At 72.2% G+C, this 12,856-nt stretch carries 10 protein-coding genes and 1 tRNA gene; 4 read left to right on the top strand and 7 right to left on the bottom strand.

The annotated features are described in order from the left end of the window. Positions 1-219 precede the first annotated feature (219 nt). Entirely contained in the window at positions 220-1,311 is a 1,092-nt protein-coding gene (locus ACQPXD_RS01630; RefSeq protein WP_432834078.1) for an ABC transporter ATP-binding protein, read from the top strand. Positions 1,312-1,453: 142 nt separating this feature from the next. Here ACQPXD_RS01630 and ACQPXD_RS01625 read toward each other — a convergent pair whose 3' ends face one another. The 3 genes from ACQPXD_RS01625 to cysS are packed head-to-tail and all read right to left on the bottom strand — an operon-like array spanning position 1,454 to position 6,579. Continuing rightward, positions 1,454-4,048, bottom strand: a complete 2,595-nt coding sequence (locus ACQPXD_RS01625) for an Hsp70 family protein (RefSeq protein ID WP_432834076.1) — start codon at positions 4,046-4,048, stop codon at positions 1,454-1,456. Between the two features lie 29 nt (positions 4,049-4,077). Beyond that, positions 4,078-5,169: a 23S rRNA (guanosine(2251)-2'-O)-methyltransferase RlmB gene (gene rlmB / locus ACQPXD_RS01620; RefSeq protein ID WP_432834074.1), complete on the bottom strand. Its 1,092-nt coding sequence runs from the start codon at positions 5,167-5,169 to the stop codon at positions 4,078-4,080. Between the two features lie 3 nt (positions 5,170-5,172). Next, the gene (gene cysS / locus ACQPXD_RS01615) at positions 5,173-6,579 is read right to left on the bottom strand and encodes a cysteine--tRNA ligase (protein ID WP_432834072.1); all 1,407 of its coding nucleotides are present in this window, start codon (positions 6,577-6,579) and stop codon (positions 5,173-5,175) included. 97 nt (positions 6,580-6,676) lie between these two features. On the opposite strand from cysS, the gene ACQPXD_RS01610 reads away from it, so the two are divergent. Both ACQPXD_RS01610 and ACQPXD_RS01605 read left to right on the top strand, forming a co-directional pair. Beyond that, positions 6,677-7,309, top strand: coding sequence for an IclR family transcriptional regulator (locus ACQPXD_RS01610; protein ID WP_432834070.1), 633 nt, complete (start codon positions 6,677-6,679; stop codon positions 7,307-7,309). A gap of 541 nt (positions 7,310-7,850) precedes the next feature. Continuing rightward, positions 7,851-8,429, top strand: a complete 579-nt coding sequence (locus tag ACQPXD_RS01605) for a hypothetical protein (protein WP_432834068.1) — start codon at positions 7,851-7,853, stop codon at positions 8,427-8,429. Here the strand turns inward: ACQPXD_RS01605 and ACQPXD_RS01600 are convergent. Together ACQPXD_RS01600 and ACQPXD_RS01595 are read right to left on the bottom strand one after the other, a co-directional pair. Then, positions 8,426-10,024 carry an ankyrin repeat domain-containing protein gene (locus tag ACQPXD_RS01600; protein ID WP_432834066.1) on the bottom strand — a complete coding sequence of 533 codons (1,599 nt, stop codon included), beginning with the start codon at positions 10,022-10,024 and terminating at the stop codon, positions 8,426-8,428. The genes ACQPXD_RS01605 and ACQPXD_RS01600 overlap by 4 nt on opposite strands. Before the next feature lie 32 nt (positions 10,025-10,056). After that, positions 10,057-10,129 (bottom strand) — tRNA-Arg (locus tag ACQPXD_RS01595). Positions 10,130-10,242: 113 nt separating this feature from the next. Here ACQPXD_RS01595 and ACQPXD_RS01590 point away from each other — a divergent pair. Further along, positions 10,243-10,689: an excalibur calcium-binding domain-containing protein gene (locus ACQPXD_RS01590; protein WP_432834064.1), complete on the top strand. Its 447-nt coding sequence runs from the start codon at positions 10,243-10,245 to the stop codon at positions 10,687-10,689. Here the strand turns inward: ACQPXD_RS01590 and ACQPXD_RS01585 are convergent. Both ACQPXD_RS01585 and ACQPXD_RS01580 read right to left on the bottom strand, forming a co-directional pair. After that, the gene (locus ACQPXD_RS01585) at positions 10,641-11,273 is read right to left on the bottom strand and encodes a GNAT family N-acetyltransferase (protein WP_432834062.1); all 633 of its coding nucleotides are present in this window, start codon (positions 11,271-11,273) and stop codon (positions 10,641-10,643) included. The genes ACQPXD_RS01590 and ACQPXD_RS01585 overlap by 49 nt on opposite strands. Continuing rightward, positions 11,270-12,811 (bottom strand): APC family permease, encoded by a 1,542-nt coding sequence (locus ACQPXD_RS01580; protein WP_432834060.1) that lies wholly within the window; start codon positions 12,809-12,811, stop codon positions 11,270-11,272. Before ACQPXD_RS01580 ends, ACQPXD_RS01585 begins: the two co-directional genes overlap by 4 nt. Between the last annotated feature and the right edge of the window lie 45 nt (positions 12,812-12,856).

The raw sequence follows: 12,856 nt of genomic DNA, 5'->3' as shown, positions 1-12,856 counted from the left end.
CCCCCCGATGGTACTTGGTGGGCTGGGGTGGCGTCGCTGGAGATCCTGGTCGGGCTTATCGGGCGGAGCTGGGCAGAACGGTACCAATTTGGGCTCCAACCTTGGCAGCGGGGGCTTAACCGCTTACTGTTGCCCTACTCCGCGTCCTGCACCGCCGCAGGCCGGTGACTTCTACTCGGATCGTCCGGCACGTTCCTGCCGGTGGAAGGTGGCTACCCCATGGCTACGGTCACGTACGCTAAGGCGTCCCGGATCTATCCGGGCACCCAGCGTCCCGCGGTTGACCAGCTCGACCTCGAGATCGGTGACGGCGAGTTTCTTGTGCTCGTCGGGCCGTCCGGTTGTGGCAAGTCGACGTCGCTGCGCATGCTCGCCGGGCTCGAAGATGTCGACGCCGGTGACATTCTGATCAACGAGCGTAACGTTACGCATCTGCCGCCGAAGGCGCGGGACATCGCTATGGTGTTTCAGAACTACGCGCTGTACCCGCACATGACGGTGTACGAGAACATGGCGTTCGCGCTCAAGCTGCGCAAGACGCCCAAGCACGATATCGACCGGCGGGTGAAGGAAGCGGCCGCGATGTTGCAGCTCGAGGACTACCTCGGGCGCAAGCCGAAGGCGCTGTCCGGTGGTCAGCGGCAGCGTGTCGCCATGGGTCGGGCCATCGTGCGGGAGCCGCAGGTGTTCCTCATGGATGAGCCGCTGTCCAACCTCGACGCCAAGCTGCGCGTTCAGACCCGGTCGCAGATCGCGACGCTGCAGGCCAAGCTCGGCATCACCACGGTGTACGTCACGCACGACCAGGTCGAGGCCATGACCATGGGGCACCGGGTGGCCGTCCTCCTCGACGGTGTGCTGCAGCAGGTCGACAGCCCGCGGGAGCTGTACGACCGGCCGGCCAACGTGTTCGTCGCGGGCTTCATGGGCTCACCGGCCATGAACATCAAGACCGTTCCCCTCTCCGACCAGGGTGGGCGGTTCGGCGACGTCATTCTGCCGCTGACCCGCGAGCAGATCGCGGCGGCGCAGACCGATGGGGCCAACGGGCGCGTGACCGTCGGGTTCCGGCCGGAGGACACGGACCTGGTCGGGCCGAACGACGGTGGCATCCCGATCACGGTCGACCTGGTCGAGGAACTCGGCTCCGACGCCTACGTGCACGGGACCGTCGCGCTGGAGGGCCAGGACGAGCGGTTCGTCGTCCGGGCCGACCCGCGCCGCACGCCGCGGCTGACCGAGATCGTGTACGTCCGGCCGCACGCGAACACGCACCACGCGTTCAACGCCGCGACCGGCCGCCGGATCTGATCCAACCGCTAGACCGCACGTCTACAGGGGGCGGCGCCGCGATGGCGCCGCCCTCTTCCGTGCCGCAGGATCGCGTAAAATCATGAAATGTCCGATAAATCCGGTCGCGGAGCGGCTGGATTTATCGGAGAACAGAGCGAAACTAGGCGAAGGACCAGACCTGCAGCTTGCCGGCGCCGACGCAGGCGATCCTCGAAGCGTTCCACGAGCAGCTGGTGCCGGTCACCTTCGAGAGCGTTCCGAGGGCCACGCGGTCGCCCGATGACGCGGTCACGCCGACCAACGAGACGTCGCCGTCGTACGAGCTGGGTGGCTTGGTGAAGAACAGCAGGCTGCCGTTGGTCACTCGTACGCCGGTGGCGGCCTGGTCCTCGGACTTCAGCAGCTGCTTGCCGTCGTTGCCGAACAAACGGCTGAAGCCGCCGCTCGAATACGCGGTGGCCAGGATCTGCTTTCCGACGGGTACCAAAGTGTCGGTCTTCGGGGCGGCCTCTTCCCACACCTGCTGCTTGTCGGCGATGGACACGGCGCGCACGACGGTGTCCGTGCCGTCCGACGACGAGCCGTCGAGAATGCAGATTCGGCCGGTGCCGCAGGGCTGTAGGTCGGCGATGCGGCGCTTGTCGTCGGGAGTCGTAAAGATCTGCTCCGGTTCGCTCTGCTTGGTCAGATCGTAGACCTTGACCGTGTAATTCGCGCTCGTGCTGTAGACGAACAGCAGGTTGTCGAAGACCACGTAGGTCGCGTAGGAGTCGGAGGTGTCGTTCCAGGTGCGCGTAATGGTGCCCTTCTTGCCGACGTCGCGCAGGTTGATTTTGCCGCTGTCGAGGGTGACCAGGCTGCTGCGGGACTTCACGTCGCGGTTGGACGGGTTGCCGGAGAGGTCGGACGGGCCTCGACCGTCGGCCGTGGTGATGGAGCCGACGACCTTGGTACCCCGCTGCTGGTCGTCGGGGATCGACCATCGCTCGGCGCCGTTCCAGGCGTATGCGGTGGTCTTCTTCGCGGCGGTGGAATGCAGCACCCACACGTCGGCGAAGAAGTTGACGCGGTCGTCCGAGCCGAAGTCCAGGGTCTTGAGCAGCGCCCCGTTGTCGGGGTCGTAAAGCTTCACCGCGCCTTTGGTACCGCCGGATCCGATCGCGATCAGTCCTCCGGGATTCGGATACAGCTGCCAGCGATAGTTATCGCCGTCCACATCCTTGGTCCAGATTTGCTTCTTGTCGTCGAGGTCGTAGGCGGCGAAGTGGAACTTCTTGTCCGCCATCCAGCCGGCGTAGACGCGCGATCCGCGGGTGGCGGTCACGGGATAGGTGATCGCATTGGCGGCCGCGAGATCGAGCGAGCCATCGACGGCGAACGTCTTGAACGGTACCGCGTTGATCCGGTCACGGAAGAGGAACCAATATCCGCCGGCGGCCACCAGCGCCAGCACCACAATGGCCGCGATGACGCCGACCAGCAGTCCGGGCCCGCGCCGCCGTCCCGGCGGAACAGCAACCGGCGAGCCACTAAAACCGGGCGAAACCGGAGCAGAAAGCCCAGGAGCCGCATAAGCCGGACCAGGGGACGCAGGAGGCGCGGAAGACGGCGCGGCAGGGGCTGGAACAGACGGCACAAACGCGGAAGAAACAGGCACGGCCTCGGTCTGGTAGCCGGCGGGGGCGAATTCCGCGATGGCGCCCTCGGCGACGGGCAGTTCGGGCTGCTCCAGCACGGTCGGGGCGATGCCGAGCTCGGCGTGCAGCAGGCGGGCGGCGAGCGGCAGCCGGGACGAGCCGCCGACCAGGAACAGGCCGGCCAGCTGGTCGGGGCGCAGGCCGGCGGAGTGCACGACCTTCCCGGTCTCCCACACGGCGCGGCGGATCAGCGGCTCGGTGACCCGTTCGAGCTCTTCGCGGGTCAGGTGGATGGCCTGGTCGCGGCCGGGCACGGTGATCGGCGCGACGGTGGCCCGCGACAGCATCTCCTTCGCGCCCCGCACGTCGTCCCAGAACAGCCGGCGGTCGCGGCGCTGCGTGGTGGTCTGCGGCTGCTGCAGCGCGGCCCAGGCGGCGGGCGACGTCGCGGCGATGACGGCGCCCAGGTGCTCGATGACGGCCGCGTCGACGTCGAGGCCGCCGAGGTCCTCGATGCCGCCGGAGCCGACGACGGAGAACCTGCCGCCGTCGTTGCGCACGACGGCGATGTCGAGGGTGCCGCCGCCGAAGTCGAAGACGGCGATCGCGGCGCCGACGGGGACGGGGCGGCGCAAGACGTCGGCGAAGTACCGGGCGGCGGCGACCGGCTCGGGCACCAGCGTGACCGGCGGCCAGCCGGCCCGGTGAGCGGCGGCGGCGAGCGTCTCCCGGCGGCGGCTGCCCCACGCCGCCGGGTAGGTGAGGACCGCGGCGGGCAGGAAGCCGACGGCCTCGACCGCGGACCGGGCGACCGCGGCCAGGATCGCCGCGAGCAGGTCGACGGTCGGGATCTCGCGGTCGCCGAGCAGGACGGCGGGCTCGTCGATGCGCCGCTTCGGGTTGGGCTCGAAGCGGGACGGGTCGAGCCCGGCCATGCGGTAGGCGTCCCGGCCGACGTGCAGCCGGCCGGCCTCGTCGACGTACACCCCGGACGGCATGATCGGGGCGCCGTCGACGAGCAGCGGGCGGGTCCGCCCGTCGGGGTGCCGGATCACCGCGACGGTGTTGGACGTGCCGAGGTCGACGCCGATCGCAAAGCCCTGCTGAGGCTGAGTCACCGGCCCATACTAGGAGCCTTGATCGAGACCTACAGCGACCGACGGCGCGCGACCTCGGCTAGCGTGACCGCGGCGGCGACGGAAGCGTTGAGCGACTCCACGTCGGACACCATCGGGATGCCGACCCGCAGGTCGCAGGTCTGCCCGACGAGCCGGGACAGGCCGCGGCCCTCCGAGCCGACGACCACGACCAGCGGGCCGACCGCGGCCTCGAGCTCGTAGAGCGACGTCTCCCCGTCGGCGTCGAGCCCGGCGACGACGAAGCCCTCGGTCTGACACTGCTTGAGCGCCCGGGTCAGGTTGGTGACCTGGGAGACCTTGACCCGGGCGGCGGCGCCGGCGCTGGTGCGCCAGGCGGTGGCGGTGATCGCGGCCGAGCGGCGCTCGGTCAGAAACACGCCGTGCGCGCCGAAGGCGGCCGCCGAGCGCAGCACGGCGCCCAGGTTGCGCGGGTCGGTGATCCCGTCGAGGGCGATGAGCAGCGGCGCCGAGGACTCCAGCGAGGCGGCGAGCAGGTCGGCGAAGGGTTCGTACGAATACGGCGGCACCTGCAGGCCGACGCCCTGGTGCAGCACCCCGCCGGTCATGCGGTCCAGCTCGTTGCGGGTCACCTCGAGGATCGCCACGCCGCGGTCGGCGGCGGTGCGCACCGCCTCCTTGACCCGCTCGTCCATGTCGATGCCGAGCGCGACATACAGCGCGGTGGCCGGCACGTGGGTGCGCAGCGCCTCGACCACCGGGTTGCGCCCGACCAGCAGCTCCGGGCCGTCCTTGGGCTGGGCCGCCTTCCGGCCGGGCGAGACCCGCGGGGTGGACGAGCGGGCCGGGGTCGCCTTCTTGGCGCCGAAGGGCCCCTTGCCGGCCGTCCGTTTCGTGCCGGGCTGACCGATCTTGGGGGCGCGTCCCTCGGCGGCCGCCGCCCGGCGCTCCTTGTCCTGCTTCCAGGCGGTGCGATCGGGGAGTTGCTCGTCTCCGGAGTACCCCTTGTGCCACGGACGCTCGTCGGCGGGCAGCGTGCGGCCACGCCCGGACAGGGACTGCCGGTTCTTGCCGCCGGAGCCCTTCGGGGCGCCCTTCTTCGACGCGACCCGTTTGCCGCGCCGCTCGGAGTTTCCTGGCATCGCTTAGTGCTCCAACGTCCATCGGGGCCCGGTCGGGGTGTCTTCCACCGCGATGCCGGCCTGGTTGAGCTGGTCACGGACCGCGTCGGCGGCCGCCCAGTCCTTGCGGGCGCGGGCGGCGGCGCGCTGCTCCAGCGCGAGTGCCACCAGCGAGTCGACGACCCGGGTCAGGTCGCCGGTGTCGGTGGAGCGCCACTGCGGGTGCAGCGGGTCGACGCCGAACACGTCGAGCATGGCGCGGACCGTGGCCAGCGCGGCGCCGACGGTGGTCTTGTCGCCGGCCGCGAGCGCCGCGTTGGCCTCGCGCACCGTCTCGTGCACCACGGCGAGCGCCCGCGAGGTGTTGAGGTCGTCGTCCATCGCCTCGGCGAACTCGGCCGGCAGCTCCCCCGGCTGGCCGTCGCCGACCAGCTCGGCCGCGCGGGTCACGAAGTTTTCCAGGCGGCGGTACGCCACCGTCGACTCCGCCACCGACTCGGACGAGTAGTCGATCACCGACCGGTAGTGGGGCGCCAGCAGGTAGTAGCGGACCTCGACGGGTCGTACCCCCGACTCCTCAAGCGTCTCGAGTGACACGACGTTGCCGACCGACTTGGCCATCTTCGTGCCGCCGAGGTTGAGCAGCGCGTGGTGCACCCAGAACCGGGCGAAGCCGTGCCCGGCCGCCTTGGACTGCGCGATCTCGTTCTCGTGGTGCGGGAACTGCAGGTCGAGGCCGCCGCCGTGGATGTCGAACTCGGTGCCGAGGTAGCGCCAGCACATGGCCGAGCACTCGATGTGCCAGCCGGGCCGGCCGGGCCCCCACGGGGAGGGCCAGTTGGCCTCGGCGGGCTCGCCAGGCTTGGTGCCCTTCCACAGCGCGAAGTCGCGCGGGTCGCGCTTGGCCCGCTCGGGCCCGTCGGCGGCCGGCTCCATCGCGTCGGGCTTCTGCCCGGACAGCGCGCCGTACTGCGGATACGACAGCACATCGAAATACACGTCGCCGCTGCCGTCGGTCGCCTGGTAGGCGTGGCCGGCCTCGATGAGCAGCTTGATCAGCGAGTGCATCTCCGGCACGTGCCCGGTCGCCCGCGGCTCGTAGGTGGGCGGCAGCACGCCGAGCTTGTCGTAGGTGGCCGAGAGCACGCGCTCGTTGGCGTAGGCGATCGACCAGAACGGCTGCCCGGCATCGAGCGCCTTCTGCAGCACCTTGTCGTCGATGTCGGTGATGTTGCGGATGAACGTCACCGCGTAGCCGGACTTGAGCAACCACCGGCGCAGCACGTCGTAGTTGACGCCGGAGCGCAGGTGGCCGATGTGCGGACCGGCCTGTACCGTGAGCCCACACAGGTAGATGCCGACCTGCCCGGGCGTCTTCGGGACGAAGTCCCGGATCGATCGGGTGGCGGTGTCATACAGGCGTAGGGTCACGCACACAAGGGTAGCCGCCGCCGGGGTCCGGCATTGTATCCGGCTGGCCGGACGACGGCCGTGTCAAGATCCGCCGGGCGTCACATAGCCTTGGCCAGTGGCAACCGAGACGGCGCAGACCCTGGACCGCGGGCTGCGCCTGCTGCACCTGGTCGCCGACGCGCCGGCCGGCCTGACCATGACCGAGGCCGCCACGCGCCTGGGCGTCGGCCGGGCCGTCGTATACCGCCTGGCCGCGACCCTGGCCGAGCACGGCATGCTGCGCCGCGACCGCGCCGGCCGGCTCCGCCTCGGCGCCGGCGTGCTGCGCCTGGCCCGCCGCGCCCAGCCGCTGGTCGCCGACGCCGCCCTGCCGGCCCTGCGCCGCCTGGCCGAGACCGTGGGCGCCACCGCGCACCTGACCATCGCCGACGGCGGCGAGGCCTACGCCCTGGCGGTCGTGGAGCCGAGCTGGACGCAGTTTCACGTGGCGTACCGCACCGGTTCCCGCCACCCGCTGGACTCCGGCGCCGCCGGCAAGGCGATCCTGGCCGGCCGCCGCGGCGACTTCGCCGCCGTCACCACGACCGGCGAGCTGCAGCCGGGCGCCCACGGGGTCGCCGCCGCCGTCCCGGACGTCGAGGGCCTGGAGGCGAGCGTGGGCGTGGTCGCCCTGACCGACCTCGACCCGGTCGCCGTCCCCGCCGAGGTCACCGCGGCCGCCCAGGCCGTCGCCGACGCCCTCGCCTGAGGTGTACCACCAATTCTGGCCAGCGAGCGACCCGTTCAGCCGGCGCCCGCCCTTGGGGCTCCCAAGACCTCGGCTAACCACCGCTTCACCTCGTCCGTGATGAGGCCGCGCGCCTGGGCGGGGCGCGGTCGGCGATCACGTCCCGTCCGCCGGGTGCTGGCCGCCGCGGAGCACGGCCGTGGCGACCAGAAGTCTCCGCGATCATGCGCAACCCGGCACCGACACCAACGGTTTCTCATGATCACGGAGTGGTGATGTACCCCCGTGTACCGAAAGTCTCCGAGATCATGGCAAACCCGTGGAACGGCCACCGCGCACATCATGATCACGGAGATATACATCCGCCCCGCCCCGCGCAGATCGGATGGTCCGCCCGACGGGTGCGACATCCGCAGCCAAAGATGTCGCACGCGAACACGCCCTTGCCCTGCTCCGCATGCTCGGGGCCAGTAAGCGCAAGAGCCTCGTTCGCCGCTCTGAGCTCGGGCCTTGACGGGCCGGGTGAACGGCCTCGGCCCCTGAGCGTGGTTAGGGTGGGGGCATGGCGCACAAACACCGCAACGAGCTGGGGCCGGGCGACGACGGCTTCTGGCCGTTGACCAATGCCCAGCGGCTGGCCCACGCCGACGCGCTCCGGCGGGAGCATGCCGGTCATCGCTGCGTCGAGGAGGCCAGCAGCCTCTGCCAGGCCGGCGACTTCTACGCCATGGCCGGCGACCACGACCGGGCCGAGCAGGCGTATCGCGAAGCGATCGACATCGAGGCGGCCGAGCCGGGCGCCCCGCAGGCAGCGTACGCCGCGTTCCTGCTCGACCATGGCCGCACCGACGAGGCGCTCGCCGTGATCGACGCCGCGCGGCGGCTCCGTCCGCAGGCGGCGGAGGTGTTCACCACCATCGGCGAGGCGCTCGCCGAGCACGACCGCCCGCAACAGGCCGCGCGCTGGTTCACCGCCGGCCTGGTCGCCCGCCTCGGGCAGCTCACCGACCTGCAGGGCGACGACCTGCGGCTCGATGCCGAGGTTGCCTTCCTGGCCGGTGGACGGTACCGCGCCCGTCAGGACCTCGGCCTGCCGTCGGACCACATCGACGCCCTGGTCCAGGAGTTCCAGCAGACCTAACGACGGCGCAGGAAGGCGAGCTCCGGCCGGTTCGTGTGGAGCGGCATGCGGCCCCAGCGACCGGCGGCGCGCGGGTCGGCGCCGGCGGCGAGCAGGGCGGTCACCAGCTCGGGCGAGCCGTCCTCGACCGCGGCGTGCAGCGGCGTGTCGCGATGGTTGTCGCGGGCGTGGATGTCGAGGCCGGCGGCGAGCAGACGGGGCAGCAGGTCGGCGCCGGACAGCCAGGGCAGCAGGTGCAGCAGCGTGCGGCCGCGCTCGTCGCGCACGTGGGGGTCGAGGCCGCGGTCCAGCGCCGCGGCCACCGCGGGGGCGTCGCCGTGCAGGACCAGCGCCATGAGGTCGGCGCGCAGGCGGCGCATCGGCGGCGGCATCCGCACGGCCGGGTCGCGCCAGCCGTCGCGGGCGGCCACGCAGCCCTGGACCTGGCCGCCGAGGACGGCGATCATCCGTTCCCGGTCGATCTCCGCCGGCGGGTGTGGCAGGACGAAGGTGCCGTCGCGCATCGCGACCTCGTGGGTGGCGTGGTCGCAGTGGACGCGGACCGCGGTCGGCAGCGGCGGACCTGGCCCGTCGGCCGCGGACCCCGGGAACAGCAGGGCGCGCACCAGCGGGTGCAGCTCGCCCGGGGGCTGGTCGAGCTCCTCCGGGCGGCGGGCGAGGACGTGCGGGATTCGCGGTACCCGGGCCAGCTCGACGCCGAACTCCGCCCGCTCGGCCCGGCGCCGCCGCTCGTCGGCCCGCCCGTAGGGCGCGCGGGTCACCAGCCGGACCCGCGGCCGGGCCGTGTCGAGCCGGTCCAGCACCAGGCAGCGGCCGCGCAAATCAATGCGGAACAGCCCGCGGTCCTCGGTCACGTCGTCGATCCACGGCGGGCCCTGCCAGGCCCGCTCGTTCCAGGGCGCGGTACGGCGCCGATCGGCGAGGTGCGCGGTGACCCGGCGCGCGGCCTCGGCGAGCGTGCCGTGGACGGGCCGCAGCCAGGCCAGCGACCGCTCGACCGCGGCGCCGCGCCGGGCGTGCGAGGCGAGCGCGGCCGGGTCGATGCCCTCATGCCCCCACCGCGGGTCGAACAGCAGGATCTTGAGCTCGAACCCGGCGGCGCGCCAGGCGGCGGCGTGCCGCCCGTGCTCGTCCAGATCGGGCCGGTTGCCGCCGCAGCGGGTCAAGATTTCGGGGGTACACCTGGAATCCCAGCGATCCCGCACGAACATGAGCGTGTCGTCGCGCCGGCCGGTCGCCGTCCCGTCGAGGCGCTCGAAGCGCAGGGTGATCCGCTGCGGGCGGTCGTGCCAGACCGGCGGGTGGGCGACGAGGGCGTGGCCGTCGGGGAAGAGCTCGAGCGGATACCGGAAGCCTTCGCGCAGCAGCCCGTCCTTCGGCCGCCGCGGCAGGCGCCAGCGCAGCAGGTCGGGCACGAGGTGGCGCAGGTCGTCCTCGACCCGGTCGGCGACCTCCGCGCCGTGCACCCGGCGCACCGCGGCCAGGTCCACGTCGACGTCGACGCTCGCGGCCGCGCACGCGCCGCGCCAGTCCCCGGCGAGCCGGCGGGCGGTGGCCCGCTGGAGCATCCACGCCGGCACGGCAGCGGGGTGCACGGGCCGCCCCTTCCTGCGCGCCGCTTCGGGGGCAGTGCCGACCGGATTCGAACCGGCGTTCTTCCGATCCGGAGTCGGATGCGACGACCTCTGCGCTACGGCCCTGCCGCCGCGAGCCTACCGACGGCCGCCTCCAGCCGGCGCGATGGGTCAGCGAGCCGGAACATGCTGGCCGTTTGCCGGTGACATGCCGGTTCGCGGCTGGTTACCGTGCCGACGTGGCCAACCAGGACAACCGCCCGCTGTTCATCGTGCTCGGCTCGGTCGTGGGCGTGCTGTGCCTTGTCATCTGCACCTGCGTCGGGATCGGGCTGGCGAACAGCCCGGACAAGAACGACCCGGAACAGCGGCGGGACGCACCGGCGGTCGAGACGCGGGCCCCGGCGGCGGTGTCGCCGAGCGTGGTCGTGACGTCGGCCGCGCCGCGGGCGACGACCGCGCCGCCCGTGGTCACGGACACCGAGCCGCCGGTCGCGACGCCGCCGGTGGTCGTGCCGACGACGGCGGAGCCGCCGGCAGAAGAAGCGACCGACGACCCCGGGACCGACGTCTACTACAAGAACTGCGCCGAGGCGCGCTCGGCCGGCGCCGCCCCGCTGTACCGGGGCGATCCGGGCTATCGCAAGGCCCTGGACCGCGACGGCGACGGCGTCGCCTGCGAGTAGTCGCGCAGCATCGGGTACAGCGACGGGCCCTCGCCGACCGGGAACGGGGTGCGGTAGCCGTAGTCGTGCCGGGCGTACAGCGCGGCGTTGCGCGGGCCGGTGGCCTCAAGGTAGGCGGGCACGCGGTCCCGGTCGCTGACCCGATGATGCTCGCTCAGCAGGCGCGAGCCGATGCCCCGGCCCTGCCGGTCCGGGTGCACGCCGAGGAACGCCAGGTAGTCGTGGGTGATCCAGTCCGGGTGCGCGGTGTCCATGGCCACGTCGAGGCGCAGGAACCGCGGGGTTGCCGGGCCGCACGCACGGGTCAGTCCGCGCTCGTAGTCGGCGATGTTGGGGGCGAACTTGCCGGACAGGCGCACCCAGAGCGCGGCGGCCGAGCCGTCCGCGGTGACGTACGGCGTGCCGTGCTCGAAGAACCACGGCGTGACCAGGGCGAAGTACCGCCGGTAGACCTCGGGCCGCGCGGCCGGGTCGGGCACCAGCCAGCGCGCGATCTCGGTGTCGTCGAGCGCCGCGGCGAGGACGGCGATCACGGCGGGCAGATCGTCCGGGCCGGCCCGCCGGATGGCCGGGGTGCCGGTCATCGGGTGGCCGCCGGGGCCGCTCGGTGGGCCGCGCCGCCGGCCGGGTGCATGGCGAGCAGTTCGGCGGCGGCGCCCTGGCCGATGCCGCGGTAGACGGCCGGTCGGGTGGCCCGCAGGACGGCCGCCCAGCCGGCGCCGAGCGCGGCGGCGGCGACGAACGCCGCGGGGAAGATCCAGCGCCACCGGTTGCCGGCGGGCACGCCGAGGAGGGTGTCGTACTCCTGGACCGTGACGATCAGCACGGCGAGCAGGACGAGGAAGCCGATCATCGGGGCGATGAACCGCCGCCAGGAGGGCACCTGGGCCGCCTCGCCCGTGCGGTACCGCAGAAAATAGACGACCACGGCGAGCGAGGTGAACGTCATCAGGATGAGCACGCCGAAGCCGCCGGTGACCGTCCACCAGAAGAACAGGTTGACGAACGGGTCAAGGCCGGTCGCGGCGAAGACGATCAGGACCACGAGCGCGAGCAGGGACTGGGTGATCGAGCCCCACAGCGGGGCGCGGAACCGGCGGCCGGCCAGGCCGAACCAGGCGGGCAGGACCCGCTCCCGGCCGAGGGCGAAGCTGTAGCGGGCGGCGGTGTTGTGGAACGACAGCAGCGCCGCGAACAGGCTGGTGATGAAGAGCGCGTGGCCCAGGGTCAGCCAGATCCGCGCGAGGTGCGGGCCGACGAGCACGAACATCGTCTCCGAGCCGTGCTCGGTGGACAGCGCGACGATGCCGTCCGGGCCGGCCGCGACCGACATCGCCCACGAGCACAACGCGTACAGCAGGCCGATGATGAGCAGCGAGAGGTAGGTGGCCCGGGGGATGTTGCGCCGGGCGTTGCGGGTCTCCTCGCTGTAGACCGCCGTGGACTCGAAGCCGACGAACCCGGCGACCGCGGTCGCGAGGGCCGCGCCGGTGCCCTGGCTGAACAGCCGGGCCGGGTTGAGCGCGGCGCCGGTGACGGCGCCGCCGGCCGGGTGGATCAGCTCGACGGCGGCGAAGAGCAGCGCGATGACGACCTCGGCGCCGAGCAGCACGCCGAGGAGGATGCCGCTGAACTCGATGCTCAGCACGCCGAGGACGGCGACGATCGCCCAGCCGAGGATGGCGTACACCCACCAGGCCGCGTGCCAGCCCAGCTCGTCGGCGAGGAAGCCGCTCAGCACCACGCCGAAGCCGCCGAACAGGCCGATCTGCATGAAGTTGTATGCGGCGACCGCCACGCCGGCCGCGCCGAGGCCGGGGATCCGGCCGAGGCCCTGCGTGACGTAGGCGTAGAACGCGCCCGAGTTGACGATGTGCCGGGACATCTCGGTGTAGCCGACGCTGAACACGCCCAGCGCGGCGGCCATCGCGATGTAGGCCACCGGGATGCCCAGCACCCCGGTGACGGCCCAGCCGGCGGTCGCGCCGCCGCCGATCACGGTGAACGGCGCCGCGGCGGCGATCACCATCAGGATCACGGACAGCGCGCTGAGTTTGTCGCGGTTCAGCGCCGCGTCGACCTTGCTCACGTAGCCGTCCGGCGGCATCGCGGCAACAGCCATGACGTCCTCCACTACATAGGGGGAAGAAGGGGGTGCGGTGCGAGC

The sequence above is a fragment of the Dactylosporangium sp. CA-092794 genome, assembly GCF_050948465.1.
In the GTDB taxonomy this organism is placed as follows: domain Bacteria; phylum Actinomycetota; class Actinomycetes; order Mycobacteriales; family Micromonosporaceae; genus Dactylosporangium.
Note: the sequence above shows the minus strand (reverse complement) of the source record. Positions and strands in the feature narration are given on the sequence as shown.

Bases quoted from the DNA above. Each gene is read 5' to 3' on its own strand.
- ACQPXD_RS01630 (WP_432834078.1), top strand. From the start codon at position 220: ATGGCTACGGTCACGTACGCTAAGGCGTCCCGGATCTATCCGGGCACC.
- rlmB (WP_432834074.1), bottom strand. From the start codon at position 5,169: ATGCCAGGAAACTCCGAGCGGCGCGGCAAACGGGTCGCGTCGAAGAAG.
- ACQPXD_RS01605 (WP_432834068.1), top strand. From the start codon at position 7,851: ATGGCGCACAAACACCGCAACGAGCTGGGGCCGGGCGACGACGGCTTC.
- ACQPXD_RS01585 (WP_432834062.1), bottom strand. From the start codon at position 11,273: ATGACCGGCACCCCGGCCATCCGGCGGGCCGGCCCGGACGATCTGCCC.
- ACQPXD_RS01580 (WP_432834060.1), bottom strand. From the start codon at position 12,811: ATGGCTGTTGCCGCGATGCCGCCGGACGGCTACGTGAGCAAGGTCGAC.